At 57.1% G+C, this 24,874-nt stretch carries 27 protein-coding genes; 16 read left to right on the top strand and 11 right to left on the bottom strand.

Going from position 1 to position 24,874, the window contains the following annotated elements:
• Positions 1–83 precede the first annotated feature (83 nt).
• From ACR0I1_RS00265 to ACR0I1_RS00250, 4 genes are all read left to right on the top strand, one after another.
• On the top strand, positions 84–860 hold the full coding sequence (locus ACR0I1_RS00265) for an isocitrate lyase/PEP mutase family protein (protein ID WP_170393586.1): 777 nt from the start codon (positions 84–86) through the stop codon (positions 858–860).
• Positions 861–931: 71 nt separating this feature from the next.
• On the top strand, positions 932–1,225 hold the full coding sequence (locus ACR0I1_RS00260) for a DUF1330 domain-containing protein (RefSeq protein ID WP_170393588.1): 294 nt from the start codon (positions 932–934) through the stop codon (positions 1,223–1,225).
• Between the two features lie 41 nt (positions 1,226–1,266).
• Positions 1,267–1,716 carry a tellurite resistance TerB family protein gene (locus ACR0I1_RS00255; RefSeq protein WP_170393590.1) on the top strand — a complete coding sequence of 150 codons (450 nt, stop codon included), beginning with the start codon at positions 1,267–1,269 and terminating at the stop codon, positions 1,714–1,716.
• A 21-nt stretch (positions 1,717–1,737) separates the two neighbouring features.
• On the top strand, positions 1,738–2,175 hold the full coding sequence (locus tag ACR0I1_RS00250) for a tellurite resistance TerB family protein (RefSeq protein WP_170393592.1): 438 nt from the start codon (positions 1,738–1,740) through the stop codon (positions 2,173–2,175).
• Positions 2,176–2,206: 31 nt separating this feature from the next.
• Here the strand turns inward: ACR0I1_RS00250 and ACR0I1_RS00245 are convergent, their stop codons facing one another.
• The gene (locus ACR0I1_RS00245) at positions 2,207–2,785 is read right to left on the bottom strand and encodes a disulfide bond formation protein B (RefSeq protein ID WP_480704455.1); all 579 of its coding nucleotides are present in this window, start codon (positions 2,783–2,785) and stop codon (positions 2,207–2,209) included.
• Positions 2,786–2,794: 9 nt separating this feature from the next.
• Positions 2,795–2,950 (bottom strand): DUF5993 family protein, encoded by a 156-nt coding sequence (locus ACR0I1_RS00240; RefSeq protein WP_223118239.1) that lies wholly within the window; start codon positions 2,948–2,950, stop codon positions 2,795–2,797.
• Between the two features lie 366 nt (positions 2,951–3,316).
• Between ACR0I1_RS00240 and ACR0I1_RS00235 the strand changes: the two genes are divergently transcribed.
• The 4 genes from ACR0I1_RS00235 (at position 3,317) to ACR0I1_RS00220 (ending at position 6,647) form a co-directional block, all read left to right on the top strand.
• The gene (locus ACR0I1_RS00235) at positions 3,317–4,093 is read left to right on the top strand and encodes an ABC transporter ATP-binding protein (RefSeq protein WP_170393596.1); all 777 of its coding nucleotides are present in this window, start codon (positions 3,317–3,319) and stop codon (positions 4,091–4,093) included.
• 33 nt (positions 4,094–4,126) lie between these two features.
• Positions 4,127–4,876: a transporter substrate-binding domain-containing protein gene (locus ACR0I1_RS00230; RefSeq protein ID WP_170393598.1), complete on the top strand. Its 750-nt coding sequence runs from the start codon at positions 4,127–4,129 to the stop codon at positions 4,874–4,876.
• A gap of 80 nt (positions 4,877–4,956) precedes the next feature.
• A complete protein-coding gene (locus ACR0I1_RS00225) occupies positions 4,957–5,844 on the top strand; it encodes an ABC transporter permease (protein ID WP_170393600.1) in 888 nt (295 codons plus the stop codon).
• Positions 5,841–6,647 carry an ABC transporter permease subunit gene (locus tag ACR0I1_RS00220; RefSeq protein ID WP_170421026.1) on the top strand — a complete coding sequence of 269 codons (807 nt, stop codon included), beginning with the start codon at positions 5,841–5,843 and terminating at the stop codon, positions 6,645–6,647. The genes ACR0I1_RS00225 and ACR0I1_RS00220 overlap by 4 nt, the downstream gene beginning before the upstream one ends.
• Here ACR0I1_RS00220 and ACR0I1_RS00215 read toward each other — a convergent pair.
• Positions 6,644–7,453, bottom strand: a complete 810-nt coding sequence (locus tag ACR0I1_RS00215) for a M90 family metallopeptidase (RefSeq protein WP_170421024.1) — start codon at positions 7,451–7,453, stop codon at positions 6,644–6,646. The two genes, ACR0I1_RS00220 and ACR0I1_RS00215, sit on opposite strands and share 4 nt — an antisense overlap.
• 211 nt (positions 7,454–7,664) lie before the next feature.
• On the opposite strand from ACR0I1_RS00215, the gene ACR0I1_RS00210 reads away from it, so the two are divergent.
• From ACR0I1_RS00210 to ACR0I1_RS00190, 5 genes are all read left to right on the top strand, one after another.
• Positions 7,665–8,984, top strand: coding sequence for a glutamine synthetase family protein (locus tag ACR0I1_RS00210; protein ID WP_480704451.1), 1,320 nt, complete (start codon positions 7,665–7,667; stop codon positions 8,982–8,984).
• 58 nt (positions 8,985–9,042) lie between these two features.
• The gene (locus ACR0I1_RS00205; RefSeq protein WP_170404894.1) at positions 9,043–9,723 is read left to right on the top strand and encodes a type 1 glutamine amidotransferase; all 681 of its coding nucleotides are present in this window, start codon (positions 9,043–9,045) and stop codon (positions 9,721–9,723) included.
• Entirely contained in the window at positions 9,723–11,081 is a 1,359-nt protein-coding gene (locus tag ACR0I1_RS00200) for a glutamine synthetase family protein (protein ID WP_170393610.1), read from the top strand. The genes ACR0I1_RS00205 and ACR0I1_RS00200 overlap by 1 nt, the downstream gene beginning before the upstream one ends.
• 12 nt (positions 11,082–11,093) lie before the next feature.
• Positions 11,094–12,398, top strand: coding sequence for an NAD(P)/FAD-dependent oxidoreductase (locus ACR0I1_RS00195; protein WP_170393612.1), 1,305 nt, complete (start codon positions 11,094–11,096; stop codon positions 12,396–12,398).
• Positions 12,399–12,510: 112 nt separating this feature from the next.
• Entirely contained in the window at positions 12,511–13,710 is a 1,200-nt protein-coding gene (locus tag ACR0I1_RS00190) for an aminotransferase class I/II-fold pyridoxal phosphate-dependent enzyme (RefSeq protein ID WP_170563425.1), read from the top strand.
• Positions 13,711–13,719: 9 nt separating this feature from the next.
• Here ACR0I1_RS00190 and ACR0I1_RS00185 read toward each other — a convergent pair whose 3' ends face one another.
• The 4 genes from ACR0I1_RS00185 to ACR0I1_RS00170 all read right to left on the bottom strand — a co-directional run bounded on the left by ACR0I1_RS00185 (position 13,720) and on the right by ACR0I1_RS00170 (position 17,555).
• Positions 13,720–14,475, bottom strand: coding sequence for a trypsin-like serine protease (locus ACR0I1_RS00185; protein ID WP_170393616.1), 756 nt, complete (start codon positions 14,473–14,475; stop codon positions 13,720–13,722).
• An 8-nt stretch (positions 14,476–14,483) separates the two neighbouring features.
• On the bottom strand, positions 14,484–15,038 hold the full coding sequence (gene phaR / locus ACR0I1_RS00180; protein ID WP_170393618.1) for a polyhydroxyalkanoate synthesis repressor PhaR: 555 nt from the start codon (positions 15,036–15,038) through the stop codon (positions 14,484–14,486).
• 135 nt (positions 15,039–15,173) lie between these two features.
• Positions 15,174–15,620 (bottom strand): phasin family protein, encoded by a 447-nt coding sequence (locus ACR0I1_RS00175; RefSeq protein WP_029621740.1) that lies wholly within the window; start codon positions 15,618–15,620, stop codon positions 15,174–15,176.
• Between the two features lie 132 nt (positions 15,621–15,752).
• Positions 15,753–17,555, bottom strand: a complete 1,803-nt coding sequence (locus ACR0I1_RS00170; RefSeq protein ID WP_480704447.1) for a PHA/PHB synthase family protein — start codon at positions 17,553–17,555, stop codon at positions 15,753–15,755.
• Positions 17,556–17,666: 111 nt separating this feature from the next.
• Between ACR0I1_RS00170 and phaZ the strand changes: the two genes are divergently transcribed.
• Positions 17,667–18,938, top strand: coding sequence for a polyhydroxyalkanoate depolymerase (gene phaZ / locus ACR0I1_RS00165; protein ID WP_480704445.1), 1,272 nt, complete (start codon positions 17,667–17,669; stop codon positions 18,936–18,938).
• Entirely contained in the window at positions 18,935–19,519 is a 585-nt protein-coding gene (locus ACR0I1_RS00160; RefSeq protein ID WP_170635515.1) for a DUF6151 family protein, read from the top strand. Before phaZ ends, ACR0I1_RS00160 begins: the two co-directional genes overlap by 4 nt.
• On the opposite strand, the gene ACR0I1_RS00155 is transcribed toward ACR0I1_RS00160, so the two are convergent.
• The 4 genes from ACR0I1_RS00155 to ACR0I1_RS00140 all read right to left on the bottom strand — a co-directional run bounded on the left by ACR0I1_RS00155 (position 19,516) and on the right by ACR0I1_RS00140 (position 22,691).
• Complete coding sequence (locus ACR0I1_RS00155; protein ID WP_170510715.1) at positions 19,516–20,226, bottom strand: alpha/beta fold hydrolase; 711 nt, start codon at positions 20,224–20,226, stop codon at positions 19,516–19,518. The two genes, ACR0I1_RS00160 and ACR0I1_RS00155, sit on opposite strands and share 4 nt — an antisense overlap.
• A gap of 73 nt (positions 20,227–20,299) precedes the next feature.
• Positions 20,300–20,914, bottom strand: a complete 615-nt coding sequence (locus tag ACR0I1_RS00150) for a hypothetical protein (RefSeq protein ID WP_170510826.1) — start codon at positions 20,912–20,914, stop codon at positions 20,300–20,302.
• Between the two features lie 20 nt (positions 20,915–20,934).
• Positions 20,935–21,942: an alpha/beta hydrolase gene (locus tag ACR0I1_RS00145; protein ID WP_480704443.1), complete on the bottom strand. Its 1,008-nt coding sequence runs from the start codon at positions 21,940–21,942 to the stop codon at positions 20,935–20,937.
• A complete protein-coding gene (locus ACR0I1_RS00140) occupies positions 21,942–22,691 on the bottom strand; it encodes an alpha/beta fold hydrolase (RefSeq protein ID WP_480704441.1) in 750 nt (249 codons plus the stop codon). Before ACR0I1_RS00140 ends, ACR0I1_RS00145 begins: the two co-directional genes overlap by 1 nt.
• A gap of 216 nt (positions 22,692–22,907) precedes the next feature.
• Here ACR0I1_RS00140 and thrS point away from each other — a divergent pair, with 216 nt between their 5' ends.
• Complete coding sequence (gene thrS, locus ACR0I1_RS00135; protein WP_480704440.1) at positions 22,908–24,866, top strand: threonine--tRNA ligase; 1,959 nt, start codon at positions 22,908–22,910, stop codon at positions 24,864–24,866.
• Positions 24,867–24,874 lie beyond the last annotated feature (8 nt).

Raw genomic sequence — 24,874 nt, 5'->3', positions numbered from 1 at the left:
TTGTACCAGTCGGCGCGAAATATCTTTACGCGCCGGCGGTTTGCACGGTTAACTGCCGCCATAGCAGCGACAGGAGACCGGCCATGACCGATCAGATTACCCAAGCAGAAACATTTGCCGCCCTGCACAAGAAGGGTGATCCGGTCATCCTCTATAACATTTGGGACCCCGGCAGCGCCGTCGCTGTACGCGATGCAGGGGCCAAAGCGCTGGCAACTGGCAGTGCTCCGGTGGCAATGGCGCAGGGGTTTTCGGACGGCCAGAACATCCCGTTTGAGTTGGCGTTAGACAACGCTCGCCGCATTGTCGAGGCGGTTGATATACCGGTCACCATGGACCTCGAAGGCGCTTATGCCGAGGATACTTTTGGCATATCGGCCAATGTCAAACGAGCGCTGGAAACCGGAGTAATCGGCTTTAACTTCGAAGATCAGGTCGTTGGAACTAAAGATCTTTATGACATCGAAACACAGGCAGCGCGTGTCGCTGCGATGCGCGAAAGCTGTGACGTGGCCGGTGTTCCCGCCTTCATCAACGCCCGCACTGACATCTTCCTCAAAGCCGCTCCGGACACGCATGATCAAGCGATGCTGGATGACGCCATGGCCCGCGCGGCCGCCTACGCCGATGCCGGAGCCAGCGGGTTCTTCGCGCCGGGCCTGAAAGACGAATCCATGATCGGCCAGCTTTGCGCGGCCACCGACCTGCCGGTCAACATCATCGCCCTGCCCGGCACGCCTGACACGCCGACGCTGGCGAAACTCGGCGTGGCCCGGATCAGCTATGGCCCGGTTCCCTATCGGCAAATGACCGCTTGGTTACAGGATTCAGCACGCGCCGCGCTGCAATCCGGTGGATGATCCACTTTTAGGGGATTGCATTTCAACCTGTTCCTCCGCACCTTGCATCCGATACCAGCGGAGGACACCTTGTGGCCAAAGGATACTGGGTTGCCCATGTCGATGTAGACGACATTGAAACCTACAAATCTTACATTGCTGCCAATGCGGCCCCATTCGCCGATTACGGGGCCAAGTTTCTTGTACGCGGCGGCGAGAGGAGCGAGCCTGAAGGCAAGGCTCGCGCCCGCACAGTTGTCATCGAATTTCCCAGCTATGAACAGGCGCTGGCCTGCTATGAAAGCGATGCCTATCAAGCCGCCAAGGCCTTGCGCGATCCGGTTTCGACCGGCGATCTTGTGATTATTCAGGGCTATGAGGGCTAGCACCGCTTGGCGCGCCTCGAATTACGGAATATCCTGCCGATATGTTGAAAAAATTCTTCCAGGCCTTTCGGCCGCCGCAACATGACAAACTGCCCGATCCTGATGCCGAACTGGCCCTGGGGGCATTGCTGGTACGTGTCGCGCAGGCCGACCGCGACTACAAGCTGGAAGAGATCAGCCTGATCGACCGCATTCTTGCGCGACTTTACCAGCACAATGCGATCGAGGCCGCCAAGGTCCGCGCCACCTGCGAAAAATTGCACGCAGCTGCTCCGGAAACAGATACATTCGGCAAACTGATCCGCGAAACCACCGATCTTCAGGAACGCTTGGCCGCGCTTGACGCCCTGTGGGAGGTCGTGCTGGCCGATGGCAACTCGGACGAGGGCGAGGTCAAGATCGTCGAAGAAGCCCGCATTGCCATGGGCCTCAGCTTCAACGACAGCAAAGCGGCACGCGAGCGGATACAAAGCCGCTTGGAAGCGACCTAGGCTATCTCTATATAAACGCTTATGTTCAGTGATTTCCTATCCCGGCTCACGCAGCCGCAGCCCGACCCGCTTGTCGAAGATGATGCCCGTCTGGCCCTCACCGCCCTGTTGGTGCGTATCGCTCGGTCCGACAACGACTATGCCGATACCGAAATGGCCCGAATCGACCGCATCTCGGCCGAACGCTACGGCCTGTCGCCATTTGAGGCCGCAGCCCTGCGCGCCCGAGCCGAAGACCTTGAAGCCGAGGCGCCCGACACCGTCCGCTTTACTCGCGCCATCAAAGAGGCGATCGCCTATGACGACCGCCTGGCCGTTGTGCAGGCCATGTGGTCGGTCGCACTGGCGGATGGGCACCGCAGCGGTGAAGAGGATTCTCTGCTACGCCTTGTCGTCAGCCTGCTCGGCGTGAGCGATGTGGATTCGGCGCTTGCAAGACAAAAGGCGGCGAAGGTCTGATCAACCGGCAAGCCTTTGGGCGTTGTCAGCGCTATGAATCGCTGCCTTCAAGCTCATTCAGAAACTTGTAGTCTGTCGGCGGATCGTCACAGATGCCGGGCCCACACTCCAAAAGCGCCGAACCAGCGTTCGCGACGGCCAATGCCAAAATCAGGAAAAACGCTGTTTTGGCCAATGTACTTCCTCCGAAGCGTTCGGTTGCCCGAACGTCCGACGCAAGATCATACTGCTTCTCGAATACCAGCATGATTGCGGTGCCAAGGATGATCAAACCAAAGGCAACTCCCGCCCAGGTATAGAAGTGTAGGCCCAGAACCGGGGAGCCGTAGTGCCCTGTTCCGGGCACGATATGCAGCAGAATCTGCCGGATCGAAACACTGATCCCAAAGATCGCCGCCACCAGCACGATGCCATAGTTTCTGGCGCGCGTACCCCACAACAGGTTAAGAGCAAGCCCGAACCCAACGGCCACGAATCCCACGCGTTGGAGCAAACATAACGGACAGGGCAGTTCGTAAAGGACAAGCTGAAAGTAGAAGGCAAGCACCAGAACCAGGCAAACCGCCAGTGCACCAATCGCATTCAAGTTACGAGCAAATTCAGGTGACATTGGACGACCTCACAGTTGAATCGTTAAGGGGGTCGTGGCGTGAAACTTCAGCCAGTAGGCACTAGCCAAAAGCGTCAGCACGAACAATGCGTATGAAATTCTGACCAGCTTAAAGTATGCCAGCACCATCGTGCCGGCGAACAATGCAAATAATAGCGCGATCACAAGAAGCCCCTTACGTGAATTGAATTCGTATATTTCAATCTTTAACTCAAAACGAATTATTCCCAAATTCAAACAGTTTTGGTGATTGGATCAAGCCAGTTCAATAATTTTGGTTTCGCTGAGGATCACCTCGGTTGATCCGGAATCCTGTGACCTGAATCTCTGGGCCGCAATCAAGAGATTGATCTGGCTGACCTGTCGATAATGGTGCATCGAGTCACAGAATGCGCCCAACAAACTGACAGTTTAGACAGCGCGACCGCCCGATTTGGCAATTTCGCTGCGTGAACTTGTCAATTGCGCATTGCATTAGCCCGATTTTTCAGCCCTATTACCGCACCAACACCAATCATATCTGGACTGCCCGTGACAGACGCCGCTCCCGTCATTGAGATCAAGAACCTGCACAAAAGCTTTGGCCAACTCGAGGTGCTCAAGGGCGTGGACATCACCGCGCATCGCGGCGACGTCGTGTCGCTGATCGGATCATCCGGTTCGGGGAAGTCTACCCTGCTGCGCTGCTGCAATCTGTTGGAAGACAGCCAAGAGGGCGAGATTCTGTTCAAAGGCGAGCCCGTCCGTTGGACTGGCAGCCACAATCATCGCCGTCCCGCCGATCCCAAGCAGGTGCTGCGCATCCGCACAAATCTGTCGATGGTGTTCCAGCAGTTCAATCTGTGGGCCCATATGACCATCCTGCAGAATGTGATGGAGGCTCCGGTCACTGTCATGGGCCGCGACAAGGCCGAGGTCGAAGACAGCGCGCGCAAATATCTGGAGAAGGTCGGCATCGGCGACAAATGCGACGTTTATCCGGCGCAACTATCGGGCGGACAGCAACAACGCGCCGCAATCGCACGTGGGCTGTGCATGGAACCTCAGGCGCTGCTGTTTGACGAACCGACCTCAGCGCTCGATCCCGAACTGGAACAGGAAGTGATCAAAGTGATCAAGGATCTGGCCGCAGAAGGCCGCACCATGATCATCGTGACTCATGACATGAAGATGGCTGCGGATATCTCCAGCCACGTTGTGTTCCTGCATCAGGGCCTGATCGAAGAAGAGGGTTCAGCCGAAGACATTTTCACTGCCCCTGAATCCGAACGGCTTCAGGGCTTTCTCTCCGCCACTCAGGCGGCTTAACCAACGGACAGAACCAATAAAGGGGAGTAACTCATGAAAAACCTGATTCTGACCACCGCAGCGCTGGCGTTGACCGCCGGTATCGCAATGGCCGAAACTGTGCGCATGGGCACCGAGGGCGCCTACCCTCCGTACAACTTCATCAATGATGCTGGTGAGATCGATGGCTTCGAGCGTGAAGTCGGTGACGAGCTGTGCAAGCGCGCCGGTCTGGAGTGCGAATGGGTCAAGAATGACTGGGATTCGATTATTCCGAACCTGGTTTCGGGCAACTACGATACCATCATCGCCGGCATGTCGATCACTGACGAACGCGATGAGGTCATCGACTTCACCCAGAACTACTACCCGCCGACCGCCTCAGCTTACGTAGCTGCTTCAGATGGCGCTGACACGAAAGGTGGCATCGTCGCTGCACAGACCGCAACCATTCAGGCCGGTCACGTTGCTGAATCCGGCGCGACTCTGGTCGAATTCGCCACCCCCGAAGAAACCATCGCCGCCGTACGCAACGGCGAAGCGGATGCTGTGCTGGCGGACTATGACTTCTTGGTCCCGATTGTTGAGGAATCCGGTGGCGAGCTGGTCTTTGTCGGCGATCTTGTCCCGCTGGGCGGTGGCATCGGCATGGGCTTGCGCGAGAGCGACGCAGAACTGCGCGGCAAGTTCGATGACGCGATTTCTTCCATGAAGGCGGACGGCACGCTCAACGAGATGCTGGTCAAATGGTTTGGCGAAGGTATCGCTACATACAACACAGACGGCTCGGTCGTAACCAACTAAGCCCTCCGTCCAATTGTCCGGCGCGTGCGCGCGCCGGACCTGCCGGACCTGAGACCGGCCAGACGTTCGAAAGACGCCTTATGTTCTCCTACTGCGCTGATCCTGACACGCTGGGCACGTTCCGCTGGTTCTCGTGCTATCTGACCAATGGCGTCCACTGGTCGTTCTACCTTTCTTTCTTCAAGGTGCTGGGTCTGCTGGCCGTCACCGCCCCGGTCGCCCTGAGCTTCGGTTTTGCCGGCGCTATGGCAGCGCGATCGCATTTCCCGCCGCTTAGCTGGCTGGGTAAGGCCTATATCGCCATCGTGCGTGGCGTGCCTGATATCGCTTTCTTTCTGTTCTTCGTGATCGCTCTGGATCAGGGCTTTGAATGGCTGCGCCATAAAGTGCTCTGCCCCGAATGGACCGATCCGGTGCGGCAGGGCAACGACTTCATCGTCTGTCAGGCCGCCAAGCTGCCGCTGGGCACTGCACCCGAATGGGTGCATGAAACCTACGGCTTCTTCCTTGCCGTCGTCACATTCTCTATCGTGTTCGGCGCGTTTGCCGCCAACGTCCTGTTCGGCGGCATGCGCGCTGTACCACATGCCCAGCTTGAGACGGCCGCAGCCTACGGCATGACACGCCGCCAGACCTTTTGGCGTATCCTGGTGCCGCAAATGTGGGTCTACGCCCTACCCGGCCTATCGAACCTGTGGATGGTGCTGATCAAGGCCACGCCACTGCTGTTTCTGCTGGGCATCGAAGATATCGTCTATTGGGCGCGCGAGTTGGGCGGCACAAAAACATCCCGTTTTACCGATTACCCTCATGGCGACTGGCGCATGTGGTACTTCCTCGCCCTGCTGATCTTCTACCTCGGAATGACCCGCGTCTCGGAAATCGGGCTTGAAAAACTGATGCGCCGCCTGTCCCATGGTCAGGCCACATCGGGCGGAGAGCTTCTGCGCAAGGAGACCACCGCATGAGCTGCATCCAGACCATTCAAGATTACGGCCTCCGTTCGCTGGGCTTTGGGGAACGCCTGCTGCCCAAAGCCGATTTCACCCTCTGCGAGCACTTCACGCTGATCGGCTCGGGCATGATCTGGAATATCTATTTCGGGATCATGGCGATGGTCACGGGGTTCTTCCTCGCCACCGCGTTGGCCGTCGGCAAAGCCTCGTCGAATAAATGGCTGCGTAAACCGTCCGAGTGGTTCATCTTTTTGTTCCGCGGCTCGCCGCTGTTCATCCAGTTCTTCTTTGCCTATTTCTTCTTCCTTTCGCTGAAGAAGCCCTATCCGATGTTCGACGCCTTCACCTCGGCCTGGCTGGGGGCGCTGATCGTGCTGTTCCTGAATACTTCCGCCTATTCGGGTGAGATCTTCTATGGCGCCCTTCGTTCAATCCCCAAGGGCGATATCGAAGCCGCCGACGCCTATGGCATGTCCGGTTGGTCGCGCTTCCGACGTATCGTTTGGCCCACAATGCTGCGGCTGGCGTGGCCCGCCTATACGAACGAAGCGATCTTTGTCTTCCAGTCCACCACACTGGTCTTCTTCTCGGCCTTCCCGGCCTGGCAACAACGGGGCGACGCGCTCTACTACGCCAGCTACTTCGCGGACAAGACGTTCAACCCGTTCATCCCCTACCCGATTCTGGCGTTCTATTTCATCCTGCTGACGCTGGTCATCGTTTGGGGCTTCGGAAGGGTCAACAAACGCCTGAACCGCCACCTACCTGCCGAGCGGAAAGCCAAGATGCGCTTCCGACTAAATTTGGCGCGCTAAGCCCACTCCACCGGGTTCAGCCGGAACAGTTTCGAAAGCTGCTCATAGACCTCGGGCACCTCGTGCTTCAGCGCTTTCGGGCGCTCAAAGAACACTTCGACCGAGACGGCAAAGAACTCTTCATGCCCGGTTGCGCCATAGGGGTCGATAACCGTGTGCCGCCCGCTTTCAATCGCGTGAACATGCGCGTCATAGGCGGTCAGGAATACCTTTTCCCATTCGGCAAAGCTCTGCCCTTCACTCAGGATCGGTACGCCATTTGTACCCCCGGACAGATCATCGATCTGATGCGCAAATTCATGCAGCACTACGTTCTGCCCGTCGCGATCATCCAGAGCGCCCTGCTGGCTGTGTGCCCATGATAAAATGACCGGTCCGCGATCCCAGCTTTCCCCGGTCCGCACGATCTCTTTCTCGGACACGACATAGCCCGAGCGCCGCTGCTGCTTTGACTTGAACGCATTGGGATAGATCAGAATGGTCGTCAGATTGTCATACCAAATGTCGCTATTGATCACGAGCAAACAGGCCTGCGCCGCAATCGACAGCTCCATCTCCTCAGTCACTTCCAACCCGTCGCAGCCGTAGAAGCTCACTTGATCCAGAAACAGGTTCACCTTGCCATCCAAGTGGCTGCGCAGCCCGGCGGGCAGCCGCCGGATGATGGGAACTTGCTGATCAATGATGTCCCGTTGATCCGAGGTCAGACGCGTCGCCAACAGCGCCGCGCGGGCCTGTCTCTTGGACCAGACGTAATAGCCGACCCCGCCTGCGATCAGTAACACTATGGTAAGAAAGATGAACATATCTGAGACTATAGGTATCGCTACGCCCGGCACAATCGGGCACTTGAATGTTGTACAACTCGGAAGACAGCGGTCTCGACCACTGTACAAGTCGGTTGATTTTCAACATCGCGCCCCACCGCAAGCGACGCCTATTCGTAATTTGATCAAATTTCGTGACAAGACGCTAATCCTGATTTAAACCTCTCGTGACTAGACCACGGAGCCCCCTATGGACCTGAGCGCCCTGCATACATTCCGCGTCGCCGCCTGTGACCTCAACGGTCAGATGCGTGGCAAACGCGTGCCGCCCTCATACGGTGCCAAGTTGGACAAAGGCGCCGTGCGCATGCCGTTCTCTGCGCTCAATGTCGATCTCTGGGGCGCTGATATCGAAGGCAGCCCGCTTGTCTTCGAAAGCGGTGATGCAGATGGTGTGTTGCGCCCCACCGGGCGTGGTCCGGTTCCCATGCCCTGGCTTGATACACCCACCGCGCTGGTGCCCATGTGCCTGTACCACGATGACGGCAAGCCTTTTGCGGGCGATCCGAGACACGCGCTTTCTGCGGTTCTGGATCGATTTTCCGAACGGGGCTGGTCGGTCATCGCCGCCACAGAACTCGAGTTCACTCTGCTTGACGCCTCAGGCGACCAACCGCAGCCTCCGATCAACCCGGTCACGCGCCGCAGGCTGCGGGACGAAGCCGTTCTGTCGATGGCCGAAATGGATGCGTTTGATGCGTTCTTCACCGATCTCTACGATGGTTGCGCCGCTATGGGTATTCCCGCTCAGACTGCAATATCTGAAAGCGGGATCGGTCAGTTCGAGATCAATCTGAACCATCAGGACGCCATGCGCTGCGCCGATGATACGTGGCTTTTCAAGACCTTGGCGCGTGGCGTAGCCCGCAAGCATGGCTTCACAGCAACCTTCATGTCCAAGCCCTATGCCGAGGATGCGGGCAACGGAATGCATGTGCATTTCTCGGTCGTCGACGTCGATGGACGCAATGTCTTCGATAACGGAGGGGCCGAGGGAACCGTTGAACTGCGCTCGGCGGTTGCTGGATGTCTGACCGCGATGCCTGGCTCTACGCTGATCTTCGCTCCCCATGGCAATTCTTACACGCGCCTCGTGCCTGGTGCCCACGCACCCACCGGAGCAAGCTGGGCCTATGAAAACCGCACGGCTGCCCTGCGCATTCCGGGTGGTGCCCCTGCCGCCCGACGGATCGAACATCGCGTTGCTGGCGGTGACATCAACCCCTATCTCATGCTGGCCGCAGTTCTGGGCGCGGCAATGGTTGGGATCGAGGATGGCCTGCGACCGCCCAGCCCGATTTCGGGCAATGCCTATGAGTTGACCGATCTGCCGCAGCTGGCAGCCGACTGGCCGTCGGCCATCTCTGCTTTCGAAACTGACCCGGTAGTTGCGCGCATTTTCCCGGACGATCTGATCCGCAACCTGGTAATGACCAAACGGCAGGAAATTGCACGATTCGCGTCCCACCCCCCTGACGAGCACTGGCTCAGCTATCTTGAGAGCGTTTGAACCTCTTGCCCAGCTCGCTTCGCTTCGTTAGAATAAATTTGATCAAATTTGGTGAACTATGAAAATCGGCATCCTTGTAACCGGCCACCCACCCGATGAATTGCATGAACAATTTGGGGAATATGATGGCATGTTTCGCGCATTACTGGGTGGGAACGGCTTTGAATTCCAAACATACGCAGTGGTCGATGGTGAGTTTCCGGAAGACGCGCATCAGGCCGACGGGTGGATCATCACCGGATCTCGTCATGGCGCATACGAAGATCACGTTTGGATTCCCCCGCTTGAACAGCTGATCCGGGATATTCGGAAGACAGGGAACCCCTTGATTGGTGTCTGCTTTGGACATCAGATCATCGCGCAAGCGCTTGGTGGAAAAGTGGAAAAGTTTGATGGTGGCTGGGCTGTAGGACGCACGGAATACAGCTTTGGCGATCAGACCGTCACCTTGAATGCTTGGCATCAGGATCAAGTGACCAAACTGCCCGCAGGAGCGGTGGTCACCGGTACGAATGACTTTTGCCAAAACGCCATGGTCACCTATGGCGATACGATCTGGACCGTGCAGGCCCATCCTGAATATGGAAATGACTTCATACAGGGCTTGATGGAGACCCGAGGCAAAGGCGTGGTTCCCGATGCGTTGATGCAGGCGGCAGCGAACCGGAAAGACGCCCCGGATGATAATGCCAAAATCGGCCACCACATGGCAGAGTTCCTAAAGAAAGCGAGGGCCTGATGGCCGACTGGACAGATCAGCTGCCTGAGGCGGCGCGCACCTACTTTGAAGGCAAACGGCTGGATGAGGTTGAATGCATCATCTCTGACCTGCCCGGCATCGCCCGCGGCAAGGCGGTCCCGGCGTCAAAGTTTGCCAAGCAATCCTATTTTCACCTACCCGACAGCATTTTCTACCAGACCATCACAGGGGATTGGGGCGAAGCTGCAGGTGAGGACGGTTTCATTGAGCGGGACATGATCCTGAAACCCGACTTCTCAACTGCGTCGGCCGCTCCTTGGACGGGCGACTGGACCTTGCAGGTGATTCACGACGCGTTCGACCGAGATGGCGAGCCGATCCCTTTCAGCCCCCGCAATGTGCTCAAACGCGTTGTGAAGATGTATCACGACAAAGGTTGGAAGCCGGTTGTCGCCCCCGAGATGGAATTTTTTCTTGTCGCGCCGAATGTAGATCCCGCGCAAGGGATCAAGCCGATGATGGGCCGCTCGGGCCGACCTGCGGCGGCGCGGCAGGCTTATTCGATGACAGCGGTCGATGAATTCGGGCCGGTGATCGACGACATCTACGACTTTGCCGAATTTCAGGGGTTTGAGATCGACGGGATCACGCAAGAAGGCGGTGCCGGACAACTAGAGATCAACCTGCGTCATGGCGATCCGGTGAAGCTGGCGGACGAGGTATTTTACTTCAAACGTCTGATCCGCGAAGCCGCGTTGCGTCACAACTGCTTTGCTACGTTCATGGCAAAACCGATCGAAGATGAGCCGGGGTCGGCCATGCACATCCATCACTCGATCATCGAAAAAGAAACGGGACAGAACATCTTCTCCGGCCCACAAGGTGGCGAGACGGATGCGTTTTATCACTTCATCGCCGGCTTGCAGAACCACCTGCCTGCAGGGCTGGCGGTGATGGCGCCGTATGTGAATTCTTATCGCCGCTATGTCAAAGACCATGCGGCCCCGATTAATCTGGAGTGGGCACGCGACAATCGCACAACTGGCATTCGCGTACCTCTGTCCGGCCCCGAGGCGCGCCGGGTCGAAAACCGCATCGCAGGCATGGACTGCAACCCCTATCTGGGTATCGCATTGTCGTTGGCCTGTGGCTATTTGGGCCTGACTCAGCAAGAACGCCCACGCCGCCAATTCTATGGCGACGCCTATGAAGGCGACGGCGATATCCCTCAGATCATGGGTGAAGCTCTGGACCTGTTTGATGAAGCGACAGCCCTGCACGAAGTTCTGGGTCCCGAGTTCGCCCGTGTCTACGGCATCGTCAAACGTGCTGAGTACGAAGAGTTCCTGCAGGTCATTTCCCCGTGGGAACGCGAGCATCTGCTGATGAACGTCTAGGGCAAAGACGCGATGAACCTGCTCTATTCTAATGACCGCAAGGCGGAGTATCCGCCAAGCTGGTATGCCGCGACGGCGCACGCATTTGACCGCCACCCAGCGCTTGAAGGCGACCATACCGCAGACGTCTGCATTGTCGGAGGCGGATACACGGGCCTTTCGGCAGCATTGCACCTGGCTGAGGCTGGGTTCGATGTTGTCCTGCTGGAAGCTCATCGCGCGGGCTTTGGGGCTTCGGGTCGCAACGGAGGCCAACTGGGCAGCGCGCAGCGTTTGGATCAAGAGGATCTTGAACGGCTTGTCGGCGATGAAGATGCGTTAAAGCTTTGGGATCTGGCCGAAGAAGCCAAGGATCTGGTCAAATCTCTGATCTCAAAACATCAGATCGATTGCGACCTGAAGCCCGGCATTGCGGTTCTGGGCTTTAACAACTCGGAGCGCGCAGAGCTACATGATCACGCGGCGCATCTGTCGGGTAAATACAAATACGACCAAATCGAAACTTTAGATGCCGATGCCGCGCGCGGACTTTGCCCCTCACCAGCCTATGCGGGTGGGTATCTGGACAATGGTGCCGCGCACCTACACCCGTTGAACTACGCCCTCGGCCTTGCGCGTGCCGCTGTCAGAGCCGGGTTAAGACTGCATGAAGACACCGAAGTTCTTGGCATCGATCAGGGCGCTCGTGTTACTGTACGCACTGAAAAGGGCAAGATCACTGCCGATCACGTAATTCTGGCCTGCAACGGATACCTCGGAGATCTGAACCGGCAAGTTGCATCGCGCGTGATGCCAATCAACAATTTCATCGCGGCAACCGAACCTTTGGGCGCTGAAGTGCAAAAAGTTCTGGCCAAAGATATCGCCGTTGCTGACACCAAGTTCGTGATAAACTATTTCCGGCTAAGCGCCGATGGCAGGCTGCTGTTTGGGGGTGGCGAAAGTTATGGTTATCGTTTCCCCGAGGACATCGCCGCAAAAGTCCGCAAGCCGATGACCGAGATTTTTCCGCATCTGCGTGACGTCAAAATCGACTACGCATGGGGCGGAACGCTGGGCATCACCATGCGGCGCATGCCCTATTTGACCCGGGTTGCGCCAAATATCCTGTCCGCCTCGGGTTATTCTGGCCACGGCGTCGGCACCGCGACCCATGCGGGGCAACTCATGGCGTTGGCGATCCAGGGGCAGGCTGAGGGGTTCGATACCATGGCCCGCGTTCCTGCAGTGCCCTTCCCGGGTGGTCCTGCTTTGCGGACGCCGTTGCTGATACTGGCCATGACTTGGTATGCGCTGCGTGACAGGCTGGGTATCTGAACACATTCTTTACGACGATTTGGTGAAATCTCGCTGACGATGCGAATTGGGACTTGGCTTGCCTGCACATCGAATTTATATTTCCCAAAGATAAAATTCGGGAAATCCAAATATGACGCTTGTACCCAACGTTCATGAAGCCGAACCCATCCCCGCAGCCGCCCGAGACGCAATCGACGCCCTGATGAAGTCAGGCGATCTGTTTCGCTATACCGCACCTCAGGATGCGCCCGTTGCTCTTCTGGAAACAGAGTTTGCCGAACTGCTCGGCACAAAATACGCGCTGGCGGTCTCTTCCTGTTCTGCCGCGCTGTTTTTGTCGCTCAAGGCGCTTGGGCTGCCCCGCGATGCGCGGGTTCTGATCCCCGGATTTACCTTTGCCGCCGTGCCGTCATCGATTGTTCACGCGGATTGCATTCCGGTTCTGTGCGAGGTCGGGGACAATTATCGCGTCGATATGGCCGATTTCACGGCCAAGCTGGACAGCGTGCAGGCAGTGATCATCAGCCATATGCGCGGCCATACCTCGGACATGGACGCGATTATGGAGCTGTGTGAAGCGCGCGATATCCCGGTGATCGAAGACGCCGCCCACTCATTGGGCACAACCTGGCATGGGCGCAATATTGGCACCATCGGTAAGGTCGGCTGCTTCTCGTTCCAGTCCTATAAAATGATCAACGCAGGCGAAGGTGGCATTCTGGTCAGCGACGATGCGGATCTTGTGGCGCGCGCTGTTATCATGTCGGGCGCATACGAGCACAACTGGAAAAAGCACTCTGGCTCACCAGAGCTGGAACAGGCCTTTGCCAAATGGCAGAACCAGTTGCCACTGTATAACCTGCGCATGAGCAACCTCAGCGCCGCAGTCATTCGTCCGCAAATCCCCGAATTGGCACGCCGTGTCCGCGACGGGCTGGCAAACCATGACTATGTGGCTGATCGTCTGAACACATCGCCCTACATCGATGTCCCTGCCCCTCTGACACCCGAGCAGCGCGCACCGGATTCGATCCAATTCAATCTGGTTGACCTCAGCGACGATGAAATCCGCGCCTTTGCCGCCGCAGCCGAGGCACGCGGTGTCAAGGTGCAGGTCTTTGGCCTGAGTCAGGATAACGCTCGTGCCTTCTGGAACTGGCAGTTCCTACCCGAACAGTTCGACCTGCCACAGACCCGTGCGATGCTGATGAAGGCCTGCGATGTACGTCTGCCCGTGCGTTTGACGCGCGATGAACTGGACGTAATCTCGGACATCCTGCTGGCTTCTGTTGGCGAGGTTGTTGGCCCGGTGCCAGTCTACGGGACCTGATCGTCAGTACTATTGCAGATCAAGGTCATGAACTGAAAGTAACAATGCGTCGATCCCGTCAGGGGTTGGCGCGACGCGCGACAAAATCCCGGCAACGGCAAGCCCGGTTTCTGTTTGCATCAGAAACGGCGCACCGGAATCCCCCATCATGACGGGGCAGATCGCGCGCATCAGCCCTTGGCCGGCCTGTGCGGCATTGCAGCTATCGGTGCGACTGAGCACGTGGGGCCGCAATCCGGGATAGCCCGCGAACGAGCCCATCTGCGGGACAGTCCGGGAAATATCGAAAAAACCAACCTGCTCTCCAATTGGCTCGGCCAACTCCAACACGGCCCAATCCAGATCGGCGCGATTGTTGAATACACCGTCGCGCCCCTGTTCCGAATCCAGCCGATAGGCCAATACATTGGACACGGCGGCAGCCTCGCCGCGCTGATACCCTGCGGCAAACCGGATACTGGCCGGAGGAATCCAGCGGTTGCGCGCGCTGTTGTACAAGCAATGTGCCGCGGTCAAAACCAGCCGCTCAGACACCAGCACGCCGGTACAATGGGACCGCTGGCTGCGGCTGGCAAAATTGACCCGGCCAATGGCGCGCCAGGGCGGGGTCGTTGCATCCAGAATTTCGCGCGCGCGAATCTCATCGCAGCCCGCAGCCGTATCCCGACCCATTGTGCAGATAGGTTCCCACACGGATGTAAACTGGCCTTGGGCCTGTGCAGTCTGGGCCCAGATCAACGCGCCCAGAACAGACAGCCAGCGCATCGGTCAGGCTAGCTCAGCTTCGATAGTTTTTGTTGCAGCTCGGCAAGTTGCTTTTTGATGTCGTCCAAATCCTCTTTGGGTTCGGGCGATGTTTCTTGTTCATCATCCGGCCCCGACCAGTTCCCCGACAGACCACCGGTCATGGCTTTTAGAAAGGCCTTTTGCTGCGCTTGCATCGCCTCGAACCCCGGCATCTGGGACATCGGGTTCATGGCGCTCATGTTCTCCATCATCTTCGACTGGCTTTCGCGCAGCATCTCGAATGAGCTTTGCAGGAATTGCGGCATCATGCCCCCGCCCGGCACCATGTAGCTGCGCACCAGATCGTTCAGCACATTAATCGGCAAAACATTTTCGCCGCGGCTTTCGTGTTCGGCAATGATTTGAAGCAGATACTGACGGGTCAGGTCATCACCGGTTTTTAGGTCGATGATCTGAACCTCGCGGCCATCGCGTATGAAACCGGCTATATCTTCAAGCGTCACGTAATCGCTGGTCTCGGTGTTATACAGCCGACGGCTGGCATAGCGCTTGATCAGCAGCGGTTTGTCTTGTTCCGACACCCTGTACCCTCCCCAAGGATGATGCGTTGCAGCAGAGGTTATGCGACTGCAGAACAAAAAGAAAGGGCAGGTCAAGCGACCTGCCCGAAGCGATTACACCATTTGGGAGGAATGGGTGCTATATCGCAGCCTTACTTACTTGGCGGTTGCTGCTTTCTTTGCGGCAGCGGTCACCTCGTTGGTGGCTTTTTTGACGGCTGCGGTTGCATCTTCTGCAGCGTCTTTGCCAGCCGCCATCAGCAGCTCAACGGTTTCGGTCTGAACTTTTTTCGCGATTTCAGCGAAAGCAGCCAGGTTTTCAGCGGCAACTTCAGCCGACGCGCTTGCGAAGTCGGTTGCAGCTTTTGCGTAATCCGCAGGCTCGGTTTTTGCTTTCGACATCTCGGTCAGTTTGGCCAGGGTTTCTTTGGTCCATTTGTTCGAGATTTCAGCCGATTTCTCAGCTGCGTCCAGAGCAACACCCGACAGCTTTTCGTTCAGAGAAGCGGTCGATTTGAATGCGTCTTCCAGAGCGGTTGTGTCAACCGGGAACGCGCCCATCATGTCTTTCAGGGTCGCGGTAAAGTCTTGGGTCTTTGCCATTGTCCTAAATCCTTCTAGCCGTTCCGGGCCCACCCCGGTTCTCATCAGCTTGAAGGTAATATGATTGCTGCATTGCAGCATTGCAAGTTTTTTCTTGCTGCAATGCAGAAAAATTTGAGTTTCAAAATGATATCAGCGGTTTGCCTTGACCAAAACATAGGTACCCGGAGCCGGGCAAAGGCGTGGATGATCCGAATCGCCGGTATCGCGCGCGGGAACCTGCTTGCCTGATCGCTTCTTTAACCACGCTTCCCACATCGGCCACCACGAACCTTCGTGGAAGTCAGCTTCTTTCAGCCATGTATCAGCATCACACTTCAGCTCAGGATTGGTATAGTGACCATATTTTTTCTTACTGGGCGGGTTCACAATGCCCGCGATGTGACCGGACTCGGACACCACAAAGGTCTTCGACTTCGCGCCCATCTGCTGCACCCCGCGATAGCAATCCTTCCACGCGGCAATATGATCCGTCTCGCAGGTGATCGCCATCAAAGGCACATCGACATCCTTGATATGCAGCTTATGGCCAAGCAGTTCGAACCCGTCGTTGACGAAATCGTTGCTCTGACACAAACCGCGCAGATACTGGATCGCCATCCGACCTGGCAGATTGGCCCCGTCGCCGTTCCAGTACAACAGGTCAAACGCTGGCGGTGTTTCACCCATCATGTAGCTGCGGATCGCCGGAGTATAGATGAGATCTCTGGATCGCAGGAAAGACATCGTTCGCCCGATGATCCATGCCTTTAGAATACCATCCTTCGAGACCTGTTCTTCGATGCCATCCACAAAGTCATTTTGCAGGAACGGCGTGAACTCCCCCTGCTCACCAAAGTCTGTCAGGGTGGTGAAGAAGGTGGCAGATTTGATCGACTTGTCACCGCGCTGCTTCATCAGCGAAAGCGTCAGGCTAAGCGTCGTACCGGCGATGCAGTAACCCACTGCGTTGACCTGCTTGACCTTGCAGATTTTCTTCGCCTCTTCGATGGCGGTCAGGAACCCTTCCTGAATATAGTCCTCCATCCCAATATCGGCGTGCGAGCTATCGGCATTCACCCAGCTGACCACAAACAGGGTATAGCCCTGCTCGGTCACCCATTTGATCAGGCTGTTCTGAGCCTTTAGGTCCAAGATATAGAACTTGTTGATCCATGGCGGGAACAGAACGATCGGCGTTTCGTGCACCGTCTCGGTCACCGGTTTATACTGGATCAGTTCCATCATTCGGTTGCGATAGACGACGTCGCCGGGTGTTGTTGCGATATTCCCGCCAATCTCAAAGGCACTTTCGTCAGCAAGTCTGACAACCATTTCGCCGTCATTGGCCTCGAGGTCCGACACGAGGTTCTCCAGCCCCTGTATCAGGGACTGCCCTTCGGTCTCGATCGCCTTTTCCAGCGCATCGGGGTTGGTGGCCAGAAAATTCGTCGGTGCCATCATATCTATGATCTGTTGCGAGAAGTACTGCAGACGCTGCTTATCCTTGGTTTCCAGATCGTCAACCGATGCAACGGCCTGCGCGATCGCTTCGGCATTGGTTTGGTACTGCTGGCGAATGAGGCGAAAGTAGGGGTTGGTTTCCCACATTGGATTGGCAAACCGTTTATCTTTGGTAGCGGCTGGGGGTACATCCCCGTCGCTTTGGGTCATCGCTTTCTGCGCTTCCGCAAAGTTGAGAACCGATTTTCCCCAATACTCAATTTGCTGCTCTAACAGCTTTGTGGGGTTTTGAAACGCTTCAGCCCAATACGCAGTTGCTGCTTTTGCAAAAAGCTCTTGATTCGGGCCATCCAGAGCGGGGGTGTGCGGCGTTTTTCCGGCCATGACCTCGACCAGGCGTTTGGACAGTTCTTCTACTTTGTCCATATTTTCTTTAAGTCGTTCAATATGTTCTTCGGTCAGTTTTGGCGTCTGGTCTTCGGTAGTTGTCATTTTAACAATTCCCCCCTAGTCTCGCTGCTGTGCAGAATAACGTCGTTGGCGTCGGGGGGCAAAGCGGCGAATGGTCCGAATTCTCAGGCTGATACTCAGGAGGCACATTCGATGCGCTACATGATGACCTATGACCTGATGGAAACCATGCGTAACACCAACCAATGGCTTGGTGCAACCGCAAGCGCGATGGCATCCTACCCCCTGTTCTCGATGACACCCAACCCGGCCTTCAACTGGATGGCTGCATGGGGCGAAGTAACCGAGCGCACATTCCAGCGTATGGTCGTCAAGCCTGATTGGGGCATCCGCACCTTTACCTGCGAAGACGGCAAGGACCATCTGGTCGATATCACAACCGTGCTTGAGCGTCCTTTCGGCGACCTGATCCATTTCCGCGTTAATGGACGCAAAGAACAGCCGCGCAAGGTGCTGCTGGTTGCGCCGATGTCGGGGCATTACGCGACCCTGCTCCGCTCGACCGTCAAAAGCCTGCTTGTCAATTGTGAGGTCTACATCACCGATTGGCATAACGCGCGCGACATTCCCGTGTCCGAAGGCAAGTTCGATGTCGAGGATTACACGCTCTACCTTGTCGATTTTATGAAAGAGCTCGGCCCCGATACGCATGTTATTGCGGTTTGTCAGCCCGCACCGCTGACTCTGGCCGCAACCGCCTATCTGGCCGAGGTCGAGCCGAAGGCGCAGCCAAGTACCCTGACGCTGATCGGCGGTCCCGTCGACCCCGACGCAACTCCGACCGAAGTTACGGATTTTGGTCGCCGTGTTACGATGGGTCAGTTGGAAGAAACGATGATCCAGCGGGTTGGCTTTAAATACAAGGGCGTAGGCCGGATGGTGTATCCGGGCTTGCTACAACTGGCTTCGTTCATGTCAATGAATGCCGAACGTCACAGCAAGGCGTTCTCGGATCAGATCCAGCGCGTTATTCGTGACGAGGCATCCGACCACGATGCCCATAACCGGTTCTATGACGAATATCTGGCGGTGATGGACATGACTGCCGAGTTCTATCTTTCGACCGTTGAACGTGTCTTCAAAAACCGTGAGATCGCGCGCAACGAGTTCGTTGTAGCCGGCCACAAGGTAGATATCGGCAAGATCACTGATGTGGCTGTGAAATCGGTCGAAGGCACGAATGACGATATCTCAGCCCCCGGGCAATGCATTGCGGCGCTGGATTTATGCACGGGTCTGCCCGACAGCAAAAAGGCCAGCCATGTTGAACCCGGCGCGGGTCACTATGGCATTTTTGCGGGCCGCAGCTGGCGCGACAACATCCGTCCGCTAGTGATTGATTTCATGAATGAAAACAGCCGCAATCCCCGTCAACGAGCCGCCAATAGCAACAAAGTTGCATGAGCCGCGCAGCGGCAGGAGACCTTCCTTTCCGTTGCAATTGCGGTGCCCTTTCGGGGCGCATTACTGAACACGGCGTCGTATCCGGCACTCATGTCGTGTGTTTTTGCCATGACTGCCGCGCGGCTCAGCTTTATTTTGAACAGCCCGACCCTGCGCCCGACCCAGTCGAGGTGTTTCAGATGTCACCGGAAGACATCAAGATCGATGCAGGGGTCGAGCACTTGGCAGCTATGCAACTTAGCCCCAAGGGCATGTTGCGGTGGTATGCCAGATGCTGCAACGCGCCGCTGGCCACGACGCCGACAACTCCAAAATTTCCGTTCGCGGGTTTTATCGTCAAACGTATTCCCCACCCCAGCAGTTTGGGTCCCATTACTACGCGTGGATTTGTGCCAAGGGCTGACGGCAAGCAGTCTCATGAGAAAATCCGCTATGCCGCTGTGGGTCTGCTTAAACGCGTACTAAAATCGCGTCTGTCCGGGAGCTGGAAGAAAACGCCATTCTTTGACTCTGAAACCGGTCGGCCGGTGGTGCAACCAACTGTTCTGACCAAGAACCAGCGCGCGGTTTTCTACGACTAGGTCAGCCGCAGTGGTTTCCGGAGCCAATCCTGCAGCATCGCAATCACGGATTCGGGTGCTTCCAGTGTCGGATAGTGCCCGGCCTCATCAATCACGCGCAACTCTGCATCCGGAATGAGATCAGCCATGAAGGTATTCTTGCGGACCGGATTCTCCGCATCATGGGCACCGCAGATGATCAGCGTGGGCATCCTGATCCGGCGCAGCGTGCCTTGTTGGTCCGGACGGCGTTGCATGGTTCTTATCTGACGCACAAACACATCCGAGCCCAATTCCTCGGCCATCTGCAACACTTCGTTCAAAATCGGGATGCGTTGCGGACCGGGAGACAACATGTCCGAGCCGATCAGCTTGCGCATCACTTCGTCCAACCTCCCCGCCTGCGCGCCAACGATCAGGTCTTCGCGACTCGCCGCGATATGAGGTGTGTCGGCCTGCGCATCCGTCGCCAGCAAGGCCAGTCGTGTCACCCTCTCAGGTGCGCGCCGCACGATCTCAAGCGCGACGCCACCACCCAGACCAAACCCGCACAAAGCAAACCGGTGCGGCAGTTGATCCAGCAAGCCCGACGCGATTTCTTCGAACCGTTCACCGCCGGTGATCGGTGCGACCATAACTGCACGTTCACGCGACAGCGCGGTGATCTGCGCCTGAAACAACCGTGCATCGCACATCAATCCGGGTAGCAAAACCAACGGCTCGATCACCTCGGTGCCCTCCGCTCGTTGTTATTGTTTTGTTACAGGATGAGAGGTTTGCCAACAGCGGGCAAGCAAAACTTCACGGATAGCTGATCGCCCGAAACGGTGGGAAATCCGCATAGCGTTCCTGCCTTTGGCCCAGCGGTTCATCTGGCTCAGCCCCGGCCCGCAACAAGCAGCCGCGCGGGGCGATATAGCTGTCGATCCGCCGTACAGGCTTGGGCCGCCAAACCAGATTGAACGCGCTTAATTTGGGAAAAAACCAAATCTCGGAATAATCCAGATGGTCATGCATCCACCACGCCAGATCGCGCCAATCGCGCCCCTGCGCATAGCGGTCTGCAAACCACGGAATTACCACCGACGCCCCTGCTACACGTGCGTCACCTTCGCCCCAATCCCAAATGTGGCACTCCAACGGGTTGTCATTGCGGGCACAGTTCAACCTGTTCTCGTTCCCGAACCGGTTCAGAGATCGCGAGCGATAGCCCGAGCGCACCGCGATACGACCAAAGGTTTCTTCCAGCGGATCCAGCAGGGTCTCGCAAAACGCGCGCCCGGTCTCGATCGCAAGATCAGGGTTGTCGGGAATATTTTGCAATGCGTGAAAGTTCCCGATCTCGGAATATAGAAAATCACGCATGAAAAAATGCCGGGATAGTCGCACGCGACCCAACGTCTCAAGGCTCCACATACTGCCCGGTCTACGCATATTCAGCCCCCGCTTTGCCTCTGAATCCCCTGCTCTGACAGCCACTCCAATATGCCCGCGACCGCCGCGTCGGTCTGACCCGGTGACATCAGACGCCCCGCGACCACGTGTGAGGCCGGATCATCCCCGGGCCCCATTGTCACCAATGAAACCATCGCCTGACCACCCCAGGTCTTGGCCACCTCATGCATTTTATCCGGACGCACCACCTGATCATCATCAGAAAACCAGAACAGCGCCGGAACCCGCGCGCCCGAGAAGTCCAGCGCATTGACCGCATCTACAAGGGCAAACATCGGCACGACCGCCTCCCACGGATAAACAGTTGTCCAAAAGATGTTCTTCTCGGGATCAGTGCTTGAGACATCCCGGTCCTGTCCCATCAAAGGCGGCAGCCAATGCCGGGCCCACGGCAAGGATGGCACCCAGGAACCAGCCGAGTTTACGCCAAAGTTCGGCGACACCAAAACCAACGCAGCCACATCAGTGCTCAGTTCCGTATCCATCGCAGCCGCGGCGGCCAATGTCGCCCCCGTTGATGTTGCGATCACAATGACTTGCTCACCAACAGCCCTGGCGGCAGCCAACGCCTCGGCTGTATCCTGCATCCAGCCCGACGCTGTACCTTCGGCCATTGCGTCCCCATCGCGGCCATGCCCTTGAAGCCTTGTGTAGACAAGGTTGGCACCCAACGCGTCCGCAACGCGATCAGGTACTGGCCTGATCTCCTCGGACGTGGCGGAAAACCCATGAATGTAGAGCACCGCATAAGCTGTCCGCTGTTCAACAAAACCATCCTGCCAGACCACGCGCTTTTCAACACCTGGCACGATGTCATCATAGGCGGATTCGATACTTTCAAAGTAAACCTGAACGCCCTCGCCAAATTTGCGCGGATCGAAACGCGGATGCAGGTCCACTTGCTCGCGCGGGCCAAAGGCGTAGATCAACACACCAACCAGCGTCAAACCCACCAGCACCCGCCCCAAAACCCAGCCCAGGCGACGCATCAGGTGCCTTCCAGGACTTCTCGCAGAGCCTGCTCAATCAGCCCGAGGCATCGCTCATCCGAGAACCTGTGATCCGCATCTTTGACCAGCAGCAGTTGCATGTCTGGACCAGTGGCATGATCCAGCAGGCGCACTGCCGTATCGGTCGAGACGGCCGTATCTGCTGTCCCCTGCAGGAGACGCACAGGGAAAGGCAGATCAAGCGAAGCGCGCAAAACCAACCGCTGCCGCCCATCCTCAATCATCCGCTTGGTGATGACGTAGGGCTCCATGTAGTCCGATGGCAGTTCCACATGTCCAACCGTCTCTAGTTCAGATTTCTGCTCGTTCGAAAACGACGCCCAATACCCATCCTCGGTAAAATCCGGGGCCGCCGCAATTGTCACCATACCTGCGATCCGCTCGGGCATGACACGCGCCAGCAACAGCGCTTGCCACCCGCCCATCGACGATCCCACAACAACCAGCGGACCATCAGCTAACCGAGAAACTGCAGCCAGCGTATCCTCGTGCCAGTCCCCGATACACCCGTCAGTAAAGGCGCCCGAGCTTTCACCGTGCCCCGAATAGTCAAACCGAAGGAACCCCTGCCCGCGCGCGCGCGCCCACGCTTCCAGATGCACCGCCTTGGTGCCCTCCATATCTGATTTCAAGCCACCCAGAAAAACGATGGTCGGCCCGCGCCCATTACTCTTGTGATACGCCAGACGTCGTCCCTGAGCGGTTTCCAGAAATTCTGCCTCTGCCATGCTACCCTCTTTGCTTGTCCTTCCATCATGCATGTCACGCACCTCTCTGCAATTGCCCGATCCTTCTTCATCTGGCTAAAAATACCTCGGGGAGTGCGAGGGGCTGGCCCCTCGCTCCTGCCCTTGACACCTGTGTCCCCACCTGCCACATGAGCCGAGCATACATAACCCGCAACCGGGCGTTCAGTGGGCGCCAAACCGACGAGGAGAGCCGATATGGCCCTGGACTCACAGTCAGTCTCCCTTACCTTTCCCGATGGCAATTCCCGATCCTATGAAGCAGGCGTTACGCCCGCACAGGTCGCCGCCGACATCTCGACCTCGCTGGCGAAAAAAGCCATTTCTGCCACGGTGAATGGACAGCATTGGGACCTGCAATGGCCCATCGAAGCCGACGCGCAAATCGCTATTCACACCATGAAGGACGAGGCGCAAGCCAATGAGCTGATCCGACACGATCTGGCGCATGTCATGGCCCGCGCCGTGCAAGAGATTTGGCCCGCAACCAAGGTCACCATTGGCCCCGTCATCGAAAACGGCTGGTACTATGACTTTGACCGTGAGGAACCGTTTACGCCCGAAGATCTCGGCCTCATCGAGAAAAAGATGAAAGAGATCATCAACAAGCGTGACCCGGTGACCACCGAGGTCTGGGATCGCGATCGCGCGATCGAGTTCTACAAGGCCAATAATGAGCCCTATAAAGTTGAGCTGATCGAATCCATCCCGGGTGATGAACCACTGCGCATGTATTGGCACGGACACTGGCAGGATCTCTGCCGTGGCCCGCACTTGCAGCACACCGGTCAACTGCCGGGCGACGCGTTCAAGCTGATGTCAATCGCCGGGGCTTATTGGCGCGGCGACAGCGACCGCGCAATGCTACAGCGCATCTACGGCGTGGCCTTCACCGGCAAGGAAAAGCTTAAGGCTCATCTGCACATGTTGGAAGAAGCCGCCAAGCGCGACCACCGCAAGCTGGGTCGCGAGATGGATTTGTTCCACATGCAGGAAGAGGCCCCAGGGCAGATTTTCTGGCACCCTAATGGCTGGACCATCTACACTCTTCTGCAAGATTACATGCGTCGGCAACAGCGCAAAGGTGGCTACGTTGAGGTCAACACCCCTCAGGTCGTCGACCGCAAGCTGTGGGTAGCCTCGGGTCATTGGGACAAATACCAAGAGAACATGTTCATCGTCGAAGTGGACGAGGAACATGCACGGGAAAAGGCGGTCAACGCCCTGAAACCGATGAACTGCCCCTGCCACGTGCAGATTTTCAATCAGGGTCTCAAATCCTACCGCGACCTTCCTCTGCGCATGGCCGAGTTCGGATCGTGTAACCGGTACGAACCTTCAGGCGCGCTGCACGGCATCATGCGCGTACGCGGCTTTACCCAGGATGATGGCCATATCTTCTGCACCGAAGACCAGATCGAATCCGAGACCGCTGAATTCATTCGGTTCCTGTCCGGTATCTACAGAGACCTCGGGTTTGAGAACTTCTCGGTCAAATTCTCGGACCGGCCGGAAAAACGCTCAGGATCGGACGAAGTTTGGGACAAGGCTGAAGCCGCCCTGCTCAGCGCAACCCGCGCGGCTGGGATCGAGCCGGAACTCAACCCGGGTGAAGGGGCATTCTACGGCCCGAAACTCGAGTTTGTTCTGACCGATGCGATCGGGCGGGATTGGCAATGCGGCACGCATCAGGTGGACTTTGTTCTGCCCGAGCGACTGGACGCCACGTATATCGGCGCTGATGGTGGCAAACACCGCCCAGTTATGTTGCACCGCGCGACCTTGGGCTCGTTTGAACGTTTCATCGGCATTCTGATCGAAGAACACGCGGGCAAGCTGCCGTTCTGGCTGGCCCCGCGCCAGGTCGTTGTGGCCTCGATCACCTCCGAGGCCGATGAGTATGTGGCCGAAGTGGTCAGCACCCTTCGCGCAGCAGGCATCCGCGCCGAGGCGGATATTCGCAACGAGAAGATCAACTATAAAGTCCGCGAACATTCGGTTGGCAAAGTGCCGATCATTCTGGCCGTCGGTCACCGTGAAGTCGAAGATCGCACGGTCAGTGTCCGTCGCCTTGGCGAAAAACAGACGCAGGTCCAATCGCTTGAGGCTGTAACAAATGAGTTGAGCGTGGCTGCAACGCCCCCCGATCTGCTGTAACATTCGGC

The organism is Ruegeria sp. B11 (assembly GCF_056539785.1).
This window is presented reverse-complemented; position numbering and strand designations above follow the sequence as displayed.